This window comes from Yersinia sp. 2541 StPb PI (assembly GCF_052217145.1).
Lineage (GTDB): Bacteria > Pseudomonadota > Gammaproteobacteria > Enterobacterales > Enterobacteriaceae > Yersinia > Yersinia enterocolitica_E.
In genome coordinates this window covers 911168-924140 of sequence record NZ_JAZGQB010000001.1, presented here as the reverse complement: position 1 = coordinate 924140, position 12973 = coordinate 911168, and the positions used below count along the sequence as shown (strand labels likewise).

Sequence of the window (12973 nt, the reverse complement as noted above, 5' to 3'; positions counted from 1 at the left end):
ATATCTGTTTTAATTATGATGATACACTCCAGTTGCCAATATCATCTTCACTACCTATTTCTCTATCCGGTCCTGCAGAAAATATATCTATCTCTCCATTCTTTCCGGGATTACTCATTTGGTAAGCGTTTCCCCACGGATCTTGCGGTAATCGCCGAATATAACCATATTGAGGATAAATTCTCGGGATGGGTACCTCTGTTGGTTTGACAACCAATGAATGAATACCTTGTAACTCTGTAGGGTAATGGCCATTATCCAACTTATACATGTCCAATGCATTTTCTAAAGCAACAATATCGCTTAATGTCTTTTGCCGGTCAGCTCGGTTTTTATTAGACATCAGACTGGGTATCGTTAAGCTAGCCAAAACACCCAAAATCATGATAACCACCATAATTTCCAGCAATGTAAATCCATCCGATTTCGTCTCCTTCATCATCCATCCTCGATATATATTATGAAATTAGGCTGTTAATCTGCAATATTGGTTGAAATATTGACACAACAATAAAAAAGATAAATGCAGCCATGAAAATCATTATTGCTGGCTCTAGTATTGTTATAAATATATTTATCTTAACCATCAGTTCATCTTCTTGGACAGCAGTCACTTTTTCCAACATAACATCCAATGTCCCAGTTCGTTCACCTGATGCAATCATATGTATTATCATAGGTGAGAATACTCGGCTAATAGTTAAAGAAGACGATAGACTACTGCCTTCGTTAATTAACTTAGCGGTGCTTTTTAACTGTGATTTAATATATTCATTTGTCAATGCAGAGTTGCTTATTTTTATTGCCTGGATTAAATCAACGTTATTGCCGTTTAAAATAGTTAATGTTCTTAAATAACGGGATATGTTCAACCTAATAATTACCTCTCCAACCAGAGGGATCTTCAAATAATAATATTCAAAGAGTTTATTTACCTTCTTTATTTTCAATATTCTATTAATTACAATTAACACAGAAGAAATTAACATTAAAATAGTCAATATGTTATTTTTTATCACGTTGCTAACTGTCATGAGAACTTGTGTAGAAAAAGGCAATGCATTACTCTCTAAGTAAAACTGCTCTACTATATTAGGGACAACTACCGATAAAAGGATAATAATCATACTGAGAGACATTAAAATTAGAATAATCGGATATATAAGTGTTTGTCCAAGTTTTCGTTTCACTTTCTGCGCTTGTTCTATATGGTCTGCAAGTCGAGACAACACCATACCTAAATGCCCCGATAGTTCACCAGCAGTGATCATTGACCTATATAATGGATTAAAAACATTTGAAAAATTTGAAAGTGAATCTGAAAATGAATAGCCTTCTATAATCTTCATCCTTATGTCATATATTATACTATTCATTACATTCATTTTATTTTGCTTCTCGATAATTGCCAATACTTCGTCTAATGGTATTGCTGCATTCACTAATGTCGACATTTGTCGAGTAACTAACACAAGATCATCATTATTAACAGTGTTAAAGTACTTCATTACTCTTGTAAAATAATTTAATTTTATGATATTAATCTTTAATAAATACCATCTTCTTTGATAGATAATATTCCTGGCAGCCAACATACTTTCGGCATCAATATTACCTTTTATTTTCACTCCGTCATTATTGATAGCGACATATTTAAATACAGGCATGCTTGTCCTCTAAGCTTATCCTGACCACTTCTTCAATTGTTGTTAAGCCAGCCATAACTTTATCCACCCCATCTTGTTCAATGCTGCGTATAGTTTGCTGCGCCAACTGGACAAGATCATGCTCACTATAGCCTTTATAAATACCTTCCCGTAAGCGATTATCAACAACTAAGAGCTCATGCAAAGCTATTCGCCCGCGATAACCGGCCGCATTACATTTGTCGCAACCTATCGCACGATGCGTATTTCCTGCTATGGTCATTCCATAATTTATGCCCAAGCTGTTTAGTTGCTCCGGCATAAATGTATACTCTTGCCGACACTCGATACATAGTCGGCGCACCAAACGTTGAGATAATACTGCCAATAATGAGCTTGATAGCATAAAGGGTTCGATCCCCATATCTCTCAGCCTGGTTACAGCACCAACAGCACTGTTAGCATGTAACGTTGATAAAACTAAATGGCCGGTTAAAGAGGCTTGTACTGCTATTTGTGCAGTTTCCACATCTCGTATTTCGCCAATAAGAATAACATCAGGGTCCTGTCGCAGTATTGCTCTTAGGCTTCGAGAGAAAGTCATGCCAATTTTTGAATGAACCTGTGTCTGAGATATACCATCAATATCAAACTCGATGGGATCCTCGACAGTCATAATGTTCCTTTCACCTGAATCTATTCCCATTAGAGCTGCATAGAGTGTAGTACTTTTGCCTGCACCCGTAGGGCCAACAATCAATATAATACCATGAGGCTTGAGCACCAGTTTTTTCATCAAGCCATAGTTTTTTGCTGACATATCTAAAGATTGTAAGTCCAACTTAATACTGCTTTTGTCCAGTAAGCGCATAACTACGCGCTCACCATGATTTGACGGTAGAACAGACACGCGAACATCTAAAACTCGCCCGGCCAAGTTCAGTGCAATACGTCCATCTTGGGGAATACGCTTCTCTGCAATATCTAATTTCGCCATAACTTTAATCCGAGAAACTAATAATAGTGCTACACTGTGTTTCAGTTCTAATATATTTTTTAATACTCCATCAATACGAAATCTGATAGTCAGTTTTTTTTCGAAAGATTCTATATGGATATCTGACGCTAAATTTTTAATTGCTTCTGTTAAAATGGTATTGATTAGTCTTATTACTGGAGCCTCATTATCTGAGTCCAATAGGTCTTCACTGTCAGACAATTCACTAGCAAATGAATAAATCGCGATCTCATCACTTATTGCATTCATTATTTTATGTGACTGCATTGAACTATTTTGATACGTGGCCATCAGAGTATTATTAAACTCATCATCAGTAACAAAATCAAGGCCCATAGGTTGATAGGCGACTCTATTCCCTTCAAGTATTGCCTCAAGCGAAGCTGAATGGCGGCATATAATTTGATATCCATTTTCTACTGGGAGTAAGATAACACCATTATCTTTAGACCAATTCAATGTTAATGGTACTAACTTCTTCTCATCTTGGTTCATAACTCAATCCCTACGTCACGGTAAAATGCCCTTATATCCTTTTTAAGTTTATTGAAATCATCATGATTTCTTTTTTCTCCCCCCCTCTCCTTATAATACTTTAGAGCACTATTTATAAAAGGCTTATTTGTATTCCCATGATTATATTCAGTGTATTTCTCTGCGGTCACCAAGTTATAGTCATTTGTTTCCCTGAGTATTGTTGGCTTAATGAATAAGATAAGGTTACTTTTTTCAATTTTCTCTTTTTTCTGCCTAAAAAAACCACCAATAAAAGGAATATCCCCCAAGATAGGAACTTTATTTACTGTTTTATTTATCTTTTTATCTAATAGCCCACCCACAACAACCGTCTCACCACTTTTTACCAGAACTGCATTATTAACGACTCTCTTGTTAAAAATAGAGCCTAAATTATTAGCAGTGACGTCAGAACCGTCAGCAATACTTGATACCTCCTGTCGGATTTCAAGAAGAACCGAATCACCTTTGTTTATCTGTGGTTTCACTTTCAACATGACACCAACATTTTGCCTTGAGATTGAGTTATAGACCCTATCTGTAGATGTTGTTTGTGTCGATGTCAGTACAGGAACCTCTTGACCTACATTAAACTCAGCCTCCATATTATCCAACGTGACAATACTCGGTGTTGCCAGAATATTATTATTTGAATTAGTTGCCAGGGTAGTAAATAAACCACTCCAGTTACCTTTATAAAAGCCTGCAGTTAATCCTGTAATTGCCATGGGCAGTAGACCGTCACTATTATTTCTTGTCCTTCCTGAGTTTGGGATAAAGTTGACCCCACCAGAAAATTTATTTTCCCATTGTATGCCAAGGTTTAATCCCTCTCCATTTTGGGTCTCAACTATGATGGCCTCGACCAAGACTTGAGCTCGTCTGATATCTAACTTTTCGATAACCAAGTCTAACTCTCTCATCATTTTCGGTTCAGCTGTAATGACCAAAGCATTTGTTTGATCATATGCCTTGATGGCAATATTTCCACTCTGTTTCTTGCCTGTCGAGTTTGTTTTTTTGTTACTGAGAAAACCTTGGCTAATGCCAGTTAGCACCTCCAAAAGTTTCGATGCTTGAGCATACTTCATATATATAACTTTTGTGTTTCCATAACTATTCTGTTGATGGTCAAGCTCCTTTATCATTTTAATGGCTTTTTTTCTGATATGGCTATCACCACTCACCAATACAGAGTTAGTCCTATCATCAGCAATCATTCTTCCTAAATTGAATGGCTCTTGTTTGTTGGAAGTTGTTTGATTTATGATTTCATTGACTAGTTTAGTCACATCAACAGCATTAGCATGTTTCAATTTATAGTATTCAACATCTATATCTCCGGCTTGGTCGAATGTATTGATTATCGAGTACAAGCGGTTTACTACAGCAGCGCGTCCCGTAATTAATATAGTATTTGATGGCTCATAGTGAATAATATTACCAGATTCAGAATTATCATTTAATTGGCGCAATAGTGGGGCAAGACTCTTGGCAGAGATATGTTTAAGTGGGAATATTCTATTGATAAGTTCATCCCCATAAGTTTCCCCCGATTCTCTTAGTGTAGGAACAACTGAACCTTTAGCTCGTTTTGATGGTATTACCTTCAAGATATTATTAGGCATTTCCACTACGGTATATCCGTAAACATCGAGTACATTAAGAAAGAATTGATAGTATTTATCTTGATCTAATAGTTCATAACTACGGACGCTAACCAAACCTTGAACTTTAGGATCTATTATTATAGTTTTATTGATATTCTTGCTTACTGTATTAATAAACTCTTTTATATCTGCATCTTTGAACAGCGCAGAGAAACTTTCACTATTTACACCTAGTGGTAAGAAAACTAGCACTATAGTTATTTTTGATAGTGTCAGTGATGTGATTTTAATAAAATAACAAAATATACGACCATATGCCAAGAAGACATTATTGATATGCATTCACACTCCCCTTACATTTTAATTCAGGGCGTACTCACTCCAATATAACCAGTGAATAATAAACCTCATCATCACTAATAATTACTTTATCCTTAAGTATTTTTACAATAATAACACTATTAGTACCGGCTACTCTATCATGAGTAAAGTAGGTTTCTTGTGCCACGCCAGAGTCTATTATGGCGATAGATTTTGACTCGTCTGCATGTTCGAGTATACCAACCAGTTTCAGCCTCCCCATATACAAAGGAGCATTAGCTATATCGTTAGTAACATTGTTTTTTTGTATGTTATCTTTAATGCCCTTGCTAAATAACTTTAACCTTTTGATCTCTTTTATCATTATTTCTTTATTTTTTACCTTATCATTCTCACCATTGTAACCTTTATATAATATTGGAACTGGCATTTCATTTTGACTTGACACTGCATTAATAAGCATTCCGAGGCAATATAAAATAAGTAAGATTAAGAGCACATCTAGCAAATTTATTTTATTACTAAACAGAGTTTGGCTGGGTGTTATAACTATCTTCTTAAAAAATGATAACACCCTAACCTCTCATTTATAATGAGGAAAACACAGATGTGACAAGTCTATTTTAGTAGCCAATAAACCTATCATTCATTTTGTTTGATACCATATTTTTTAATATCCCTGCATCTAATCTAAGACCGTATCTGTTTATGGTTTTAACAATGCCATCAGGTATCCCTGCACTTTTTAAATGTGCTCTAAACTTATGTATTAATTGATGATAATTATTATCTGAAATACTTTTATGATTTTCATACCATACTACTTTTATGATATCTTGCTTACGGTTGACATCACTAAATAAACACATTACCAATCTCTTTTGTTTTTCATTAATATCAATTGTTAGCTTTTTAGTATGAAAATGAATCTTGTTCATACAGCAATCCAGTGATATCTCTTTTTCATAATCAATCACTCCTTTCCCATTGACATCAATAAATTTACTGCCAGAGACAACAGAGACTGTATCGACATACATAAATAACCCCTCAAATACATTCACTCGGTTAATAAAGACCAATCACATACAACATTGATGTGATAAGAAAACAAGTGATTATTATTACTTTTGTTTAATGAATAAAACAAATTAAATTATATATTATAATTATATTTTATATTAAACGATAATTTAATACATATATATAATTCTTAACGAATAAAGTCACCAGATAATAATTGATCAAGTCAATAATTAGACAAAAACCATTAGTCATGAAAATGCATTATTCATAGTAATAAGATAATACAGCATCATGATGGTATCATTCTTATTGAAAATGTTTGAAACTTGTTTTATTCATCCCAAAAGAAACATGCAACCACAGAGGTTAAAATACAATAAAGGCGAAAAACTTCAAGAGATAAATACCATTTAACAATATGAAAGCAAGTTATTTACTTAAAAACAAAATTATAACAATTATATGCTTTGCCTTTACAAATATTCATATACTTATTTTATGTACCCGCGATTCAATTTAAAAAATAATCTTTACTAGACACTCTGCTATCAGCCGTTGATTATAACACCGTCTCATTTATATAAGCATAAATACTATTCTTAGCCAAGCAGGTGTGTGTAATAAAAAAAATAACAGGATATCTAATTTAATACCCTATCAGAAGTAATTATTATTCCCCTTGACGTTTATCAAGGGGAATGGGATAGAATTAAAGCAAACATATTACATAATGAACTCGACCACACCACCATTTAAGTTGTACATGCTACCTACTATTTTTACTTTCCCTTCTTTTTCTAAGTTTCTAATTATTTCGCTATTTTTACGTATCTCATCTATGGTGTGTTTGACATTATTCTTCGCTACAGCATCGACGTATTTTTCATTTTTACTGCTTTTCTCTCCATCAAATTGCGTCGACTCAATTGCTGGCTTAATCTTATTAAGCAGACCAGTCAGGTTGCCAAGTTCAACGTTATCAATAGCTCCCTTGATTGCACCACAAGCCGTGTGCCCCATAACCAGGATGACTTTAGCTCCCGCAGCAGCACAAGCAAATTCCAGGCTACCTAATAAATCATCATTAGAGATGTTACCGGCAATTCTGGCATTAAAGGTTTCACCGATCCCCGTATCCAGCACTATCTCTGCTGGTGCGCGGGAATCAATACAACTCAAAATGACAGTGGTAGGGAACTGCCCTTCTGCACTACTGCGTTTTTGTGCAAGATAATCATGTTGTTGCATTTTACCAGAAACAAACCGCTTATTGCCCTGTTTTAAACTCTCAACTATTTGATCTGGCGTTAACTTATCACGTTCTTCTCTGGTCATAGCCGCTGCATATGATATTTGGGGTAGCCCCAAACCAATCCCACCGATGACGCTCGCAGCAGTGATACCCAATGCAGCTTTTAGTACATTCCGTCGGCTATTCGGGTGGTTATCTTCTGAACAACAACTTGGTATTTTACTCATACTCTCTCCTTGAAACTATTGTTGCCATTTTTGTTACTGCCGAATTAGTGAGCAGTCTTTTAAATGTAGTACATACAACTTGCATTACGCGACTGCCAATAGCGGAATTGAGAAAAAATAGGATCTTCTTGGCACGACAATAATCCTAGTCACTCCTTGCCCTTGAGGGCTTGATGATGGTCTCTCATCCATTGGGCCAACGAATCCAATGTTGGCTGTAATGTTTTGCCCAATGACGTAATTTCATATTCAACACGTGGGGGAACTTCGGCATAGATCTTGCGATAGACCAAACCGCGTTGTTCAAAAGCACGTAATTGCCGGGTAAGCTCTTTTTGGGTGATAGGCGCAATTGCCCGCTGCAACTCACCAAATCGGATAGGAGCCGCAGTGACGATCAAACGATAAAGAATTGGGATAGCCCACTTCCCCGCGATAAGTTCGACAAATTGCACCATCGGACACTTTTCTTCCACAATCGAATTGCCCGGCTCTAATTTATTTTTTGCTGTCAGCGGCTGATAGGTTGTCATTGCTTTCCTGTTGCATCATTAGTATCCAATTGGTACCTACTATACTTTAGATACTTTTGTATTAAAAATGGTCTTCCATTGTTATTAATGAGAAGACTCACCATGAATCGTTTAAATGATAAATATGCACTAATTACAGGAGGAACCAGTGGCATCGGGCTGGAAACTGCTCGTCAATTTCTGGCTGAAGGTGCAACCGTAGCAATCACGGGTAGAAATAGCGCAGCCTTGCAGGCCGCATATGAAGAGCTTGGCGACCAAGTTTTGCTGCTAAATAGTGATGCCAGTAATATTGCCGATCAATATCAGCTAGCGACAAAACTTACCCTGGTTTGGCCACGTCTCGATATCGTCTATATCAACGCAGGCGATGTTACTCATCGTTCGATAGAAGAGTGGGATGAAGAAAGTTTTGAGCGAGTATTATCAACTAATCTGAAAGGCCCTTTCTTCCTGTTACAAGCACTGTTGCCACTGCTGGCTAACCCTGCCTCGGTGATTCTTTGTGGCTCCGCCAGTGTTCATATCGGTTTACCGCAAAGCAACGTTTATGCCGCCAGCAAGGCGGGGTTACTCTCTCTTGCGCGAACCTTGTCAGGCGAGTGGGCAGACAGAGGAATCCGGGTCAATGGCTTGAGTCCTGGGCCGACACAGACGCCGGCACTGCAAAAACTGGGATTATCCGGCAGTGAACAAGAGCACCTTGCTGAACAAATCCGCCAACTGGTACCGATTAAGAGAATGGGAACATCTAGTGAGATTGCCCATGCTGCGGTCTTTCTCGCCTCAGATGAATCCAGTTTTATCGTCGGAACAGAATTACGGGTAGATGGAGGCGTCAGCAGCCTTTAAATACCTTATCTAACAAGAAAATTAGTCACTTACTGGGCATATTGTCTTCATAATAAATTGGGTGCAGATTGGTGACTATTGCTAAATAGCACACTAATGTGAGGTGACACGATGAAGGCTGCAATAGTAGAGGCATTGGGTGAAGCGCCGGTTGTGGGGCAGTTTGTGGAGCCAACACCGCTGCACGGTGAAACGGTGATAAATGTTGCGGTTGCTGGTATCAAACAACTTGATCGCGGTATCGTTAAAGGCACCCATTATTCCAGCCCGAAAACATTACCTATCGTTCCTGGTACTGATGGTATCGGGCATTTACCTGATGGTTCACGTGTTTATTTTGCTTCATTTCGCCAACCTTTTGGTGCCATGGCCGAACGCACAGTAGCATCCTGGTATGTTCCGGTTCCGCCAGAAGTTGACAATGCGACTGCGGCAGCCTTGATTAACCCGGCATTGGCTGCCTGGTTACCGCTTTCCTGGCGGGCCAAGATCCAACCGGGTGAATCCGTGCTTATCCTTGGTGCGACGGGCACCTCAGGCAAACTGGCCATCGCAGCAGCACGTCATTTAGGGGCGGGCAGAGTCATCGCCGCCGGGAGGCGTCAGGATGTATTGGCAACACTGGGGGCCGATGCCACAGTAGACCTGACATTGCAGGGTGCGGAATTGACGCAGGCATTTACTCAAGCGGCGGGTCCCGCTGGGTATAACGTGATTGTGGATTATATCTGGGGGCCTGCTACCGAGGCTCTCTTCGCCGCACTGACCCATCATGACCTTGCCTCTCATGCTGGTGGCTCTGATCAAGGCATACGTTTAGTCAATGTTGGTTCCATGGCATCTCCAACACTACAACTCCCCGCCGCGGTGTTACGCAGCGCAAATTTGCACATACTGGGTAGTGGTACAGGTAATTTCCCAGCGATCCCTGAATTAAAACAAATTGTTTCAGATATTTTCGTTCTGGCGGCACAACAAAAGCTCGCTATTGAGACCCAGCTTCATTCACTGGATGATGTCACGGCAATCTGGGATATCAATAAAAACAGCGATATCCGCTCGGTGCTATCCATCGGATAATATCTGAGATAGAAAGAGCAAAATACGGGTTGGCCGAAATGGGCACAACCCGTGCTATCGCATTAAGATATCTGCAAGAAACGATCGAGCTGCCTGCGCAGTTGGTCATTTTCTTTCTTTAGCTGCTCAACCCTTTCCAGCAATGTTAGGGTCATTGCTACACCAGACCAGTCCAGATCCAACTCATTTTGTAGCCGCTGGGCGCGTTGAAGGCAACTCAGTGCATCAGCGTCAAAAATCCAGACGCTGTCAGCAGGCTCAAGTGGCACAATCACACCCAACCCGACCACCTCGACCAGTTCATCCTGCATTATTCCTGTTGACTGACATAATTCAGTCACGGTATAGGTGATTTCTATTTCAGCCATAATCTGTTACTCCCACCCGGTGCGAGGATTAAACGATGCCTGATCTGACAGTTGTTGCCAGAGCGCTCGCATTTTCTCGTCCGGTTTTGGCGGCATCACTACCTTGAGGATCGCGTACAGATCGCCGGTGCCTTTTTTGCTGACTAGCCCCTTGCCTTTGATACGCAATTTCTGACCACTTTGGCTACCTGCCGGGACCGTTAACGTTATTTTGCCCGTCAGTGTTGGCATCTCGACATTGGCACCTAATGCTGCTTCCCATGGGGCTAACGGCACCACTATTTGCAAATTCTGACCATCAACATCAAACAATGGATGCGGCGCAATACGAATAACCAGGAATAAATCGCCATTGGCTCCCCCGGCAAAACCCGGTGCACCCTGCCCTTTAAGACGAATACGCTCGCCATCTCCCACACCCGCAGGAATTTTCACTTTTAGCGTTTTGGCGGTCTCCGCTCCCGGATACCCCGAAGCATCAACTGTCGGTATTTTATAAGAAATAGAACGCGTCTGTTCCGCTAAAGTCTCTTCTAAAAAGATGGGTAACTCCATCTCAAGATCCTGGCCGCGTACACCGCGAGGTGATCGCTGAGAGGTGTGATGAGCGGAAGCACCACGGTTGGCAAAGAAAGATTCAAAAAAGTCTGAGAAATCTTGGGAACCGGCACCCGCACTGCTGTGCCATTGTTGATTACCTGAATTATAGGCAGCCTGTTGCTGTGTAAAACGCGGGTCATTACGGTGTAGCCTTAACTCGTCGTATTCGGCGCGCCGTTCAGTATCTTTTAATACCTCATAGGCCTCAGCGACCTCTTTGAACTTACTTTCAGCATCGGGTTCAGAGCTGACATCCGGGTGGTATTTACGCGCTAACTTGCGATAGGCCGTTTTAATATCTTTCAGGGAAGCGGTTGGTTCTACTCCCATCACGGCATAATAGTCTTTAAATTCCATGCGGTAATATCCTTAAATTCAATGTGCTATACCCAATAGATTTCAAGGTGCAGGAAGGCGGCAAGAAAAAGACAAATCGGTGGTGAACCGATTTGAACAACGTTGATACTCGCCCCGTCAGGTGAGCCTTAATCAGGCTCACTAATCCCGATCATGCTCACTCACGACAACTCAGTGATTAGGGGGACAAATCTGTCGGGAGCAGATTTGAACGCTGCTTGCAGCGGCCCAGAGGCAAGCCCATGAATGGGCCAAGTAACGGGAACAGCCAACCCACCTGCATTCTGAAAGATGACGGGTAAGATATAAGATATCCCCATCTGACTTATATAAAACTCATTTATGCATATTTCTCTCTTTGCCCGCCGTAAACAGTGCAAAGCTAACTGTAAACTATAGCGGTAATTGCTATTTTATGAGATAGACATTGATGATTTTCCATACTAATAATTACAAATCATATAACTGATCCAATGGCTTATTTGCCGTAGACATCACTCTTTTCTGATTGACCTGCTTGACCGAAGCACGAGCCACTAATTTGCCCTGCAATAAGGTATTACTGAAGGGCGCATCTGGGCGTAATAAGCGTCGTTGCAATAACTGTATAGCTTCAGCCCCCAACTCATCTCGGGGAACATGCACCGCCGTCAGTGGAACATCATGAATCTCTGCCAGATTAAAACCATCCATACTCATAACGGATACGTTATCAGGCACGTTCATGTTCAGTTTATTCAATGCATTAACCGCACCAACTGCCATATAGTCCCCCCCGGCTAAAATGGCTGTCGGCAGTTGGCTCTTATCTTCACAACCTATGATAAAAGCGGTTAACGCTTGCTCAGCCTCTTCCGCGCCAAAGCCATGAGTGGTAATCAGATGCTGCCCATCATCAAAGCGCATATTGTTATCGGCGAAAGCCTCTTTTATTCCCACCAAGCGCAGTTCCATTGTGTTGCGGCGTAAACATTGCAGGGTCAGAATGCGCCGATGCCCTTGCTGTATCAAGTAGTTGGCAGAAAACTCACCAATCAGTTGGTGGTCTGGCGACACACTATCCAATGACATTTCTTTGTCACGGCAATTAATTAACACCGACGGCTTATGCACCCCAGCTGCTAATGTATGAATGCGTGGATCGTCGATACCAATAATGATTGCTGCTTCGGTTTGAGGATGGGTTATTTTTTCCAAAAATAACCCAATATCACAGTGAGTTTCGGATAATCCACAGTAGCGAATCATGACTTCATGTTGGCTGACCGCCTCAATAATCCCCTGAATAACTTTGTAGTAAAAAATATCGGTACGTACATCAAAGGCGCGATGAGGAGCAAATACCATAATATTATTTAGCATCAACCGCCCGCTGGACAAATTCTGCAATATCCCCTGCGACTGCGCATACGCCATTACCTGCTGTTTTGCTTTCGCACTGGTATTGGCTTTACCGGCTAATACTCTCGATACCGTGCTAATTGAAAGGCCAGTCTGATTAGCAATTTCTTGTATTTTTAGCTTTCCATTCATTTTGTGATCTCTCTCAAATTAGCAAATGAAAAAA

The 12973-nt window shown here is 40.1% G+C and carries 13 protein-coding genes; 2 read left to right on the top strand and 11 right to left on the bottom strand.

Features of this window, described 5'->3' with window-relative positions; all coding sequences use genetic code 11:
• Nucleotides 1-13: 13 nt before the first annotated feature.
• The 8 genes from gspG to V1953_RS03940 all read right to left on the bottom strand — a co-directional run bounded on the left by gspG (nucleotide 14) and on the right by V1953_RS03940 (nucleotide 8149).
• On the bottom strand, nucleotides 14-439 hold the full coding sequence (gene gspG, locus V1953_RS03975) for a type II secretion system major pseudopilin GspG (protein ID WP_083162807.1): 426 nt from the start codon (nucleotides 437-439) through the stop codon (nucleotides 14-16).
• Between the two features lie 19 nt (nucleotides 440-458).
• Nucleotides 459-1667 (bottom strand): type II secretion system F family protein, encoded by a 1209-nt coding sequence (locus tag V1953_RS03970; protein ID WP_442850676.1) that lies wholly within the window; start codon nucleotides 1665-1667, stop codon nucleotides 459-461.
• Entirely contained in the window at nucleotides 1654-3159 is a 1506-nt protein-coding gene (gene gspE, locus V1953_RS03965) for a type II secretion system ATPase GspE (RefSeq protein WP_442850675.1), read from the bottom strand. The genes V1953_RS03970 and gspE overlap by 14 nt, the downstream gene beginning before the upstream one ends.
• On the bottom strand, nucleotides 3156-5132 hold the full coding sequence (gene gspD, locus V1953_RS03960) for a type II secretion system secretin GspD (RefSeq protein WP_083162803.1): 1977 nt from the start codon (nucleotides 5130-5132) through the stop codon (nucleotides 3156-3158). Before gspD ends, gspE begins: the two co-directional genes overlap by 4 nt.
• Before the next feature lie 34 nt (nucleotides 5133-5166).
• Nucleotides 5167-5685, bottom strand: coding sequence for a type II secretion system protein N (locus tag V1953_RS03955; RefSeq protein WP_083162801.1), 519 nt, complete (start codon nucleotides 5683-5685; stop codon nucleotides 5167-5169).
• 49 nt (nucleotides 5686-5734) lie between these two features.
• On the bottom strand, nucleotides 5735-6151 hold the full coding sequence (locus V1953_RS03950) for a winged helix-turn-helix domain-containing protein (RefSeq protein ID WP_083162799.1): 417 nt from the start codon (nucleotides 6149-6151) through the stop codon (nucleotides 5735-5737).
• A gap of 709 nt (nucleotides 6152-6860) precedes the next feature.
• Nucleotides 6861-7616: a carbonic anhydrase gene (locus V1953_RS03945; protein ID WP_083162797.1), complete on the bottom strand. Its 756-nt coding sequence runs from the start codon at nucleotides 7614-7616 to the stop codon at nucleotides 6861-6863.
• A gap of 149 nt (nucleotides 7617-7765) precedes the next feature.
• Entirely contained in the window at nucleotides 7766-8149 is a 384-nt protein-coding gene (locus V1953_RS03940) for a winged helix-turn-helix transcriptional regulator (protein ID WP_083162795.1), read from the bottom strand.
• 102 nt (nucleotides 8150-8251) lie between these two features.
• Here V1953_RS03940 and V1953_RS03935 point away from each other — a divergent pair, with 102 nt between their 5' ends.
• Entirely contained in the window at nucleotides 8252-9001 is a 750-nt protein-coding gene (locus V1953_RS03935) for an SDR family oxidoreductase (RefSeq protein WP_083162793.1), read from the top strand.
• Between the two features lie 111 nt (nucleotides 9002-9112).
• The gene (locus V1953_RS03930) at nucleotides 9113-10081 is read left to right on the top strand and encodes a quinone oxidoreductase family protein (protein WP_420072887.1); all 969 of its coding nucleotides are present in this window, start codon (nucleotides 9113-9115) and stop codon (nucleotides 10079-10081) included.
• A gap of 62 nt (nucleotides 10082-10143) precedes the next feature.
• On the opposite strand, the gene cbpM is transcribed toward V1953_RS03930, so the two are convergent.
• From cbpM to V1953_RS03915, 3 genes are all read right to left on the bottom strand, one after another.
• The gene (gene cbpM / locus V1953_RS03925) at nucleotides 10144-10449 is read right to left on the bottom strand and encodes a chaperone modulator CbpM (protein ID WP_083162789.1); all 306 of its coding nucleotides are present in this window, start codon (nucleotides 10447-10449) and stop codon (nucleotides 10144-10146) included.
• A 6-nt stretch (nucleotides 10450-10455) separates the two neighbouring features.
• Nucleotides 10456-11406: a curved DNA-binding protein gene (gene cbpA / locus V1953_RS03920; RefSeq protein ID WP_083162787.1), complete on the bottom strand. Its 951-nt coding sequence runs from the start codon at nucleotides 11404-11406 to the stop codon at nucleotides 10456-10458.
• Between the two features lie 450 nt (nucleotides 11407-11856).
• Nucleotides 11857-12939 carry a LacI family DNA-binding transcriptional regulator gene (locus tag V1953_RS03915; protein WP_102970537.1) on the bottom strand — a complete coding sequence of 361 codons (1083 nt, stop codon included), beginning with the start codon at nucleotides 12937-12939 and terminating at the stop codon, nucleotides 11857-11859.
• Nucleotides 12940-12973 lie beyond the last annotated feature (34 nt).

Coding starts and splice junctions, on each gene's coding strand:
- gspG (WP_083162807.1), bottom strand. CDS start 439: ATGAAGGAGACGAAATCGGATGGATTTACATTGCTGGAAATTATGGTG.
- V1953_RS03970 (WP_442850676.1), bottom strand. CDS start 1,667: ATGCCTGTATTTAAATATGTCGCTATCAATAATGACGGAGTGAAAATA.
- gspE (WP_442850675.1), bottom strand. CDS start 3,159: ATGAACCAAGATGAGAAGAAGTTAGTACCATTAACATTGAATTGGTCT.
- gspD (WP_083162803.1), bottom strand. CDS start 5,132: ATGCATATCAATAATGTCTTCTTGGCATATGGTCGTATATTTTGTTAT.
- V1953_RS03950 (WP_083162799.1), bottom strand. CDS start 6,151: ATGTATGTCGATACAGTCTCTGTTGTCTCTGGCAGTAAATTTATTGAT.
- V1953_RS03945 (WP_083162797.1), bottom strand. CDS start 7,616: ATGAGTAAAATACCAAGTTGTTGTTCAGAAGATAACCACCCGAATAGC.
- V1953_RS03940 (WP_083162795.1), bottom strand. CDS start 8,149: ATGACAACCTATCAGCCGCTGACAGCAAAAAATAAATTAGAGCCGGGC.
- V1953_RS03935 (WP_083162793.1), top strand. CDS start 8,252: ATGAATCGTTTAAATGATAAATATGCACTAATTACAGGAGGAACCAGT.
- V1953_RS03930 (WP_420072887.1), top strand. CDS start 9,113: ATGAAGGCTGCAATAGTAGAGGCATTGGGTGAAGCGCCGGTTGTGGGG.
- cbpM (WP_083162789.1), bottom strand. CDS start 10,449: ATGGCTGAAATAGAAATCACCTATACCGTGACTGAATTATGTCAGTCA.
- cbpA (WP_083162787.1), bottom strand. CDS start 11,406: ATGGAATTTAAAGACTATTATGCCGTGATGGGAGTAGAACCAACCGCT.
- V1953_RS03915 (WP_102970537.1), bottom strand. CDS start 12,939: ATGAATGGAAAGCTAAAAATACAAGAAATTGCTAATCAGACTGGCCTT.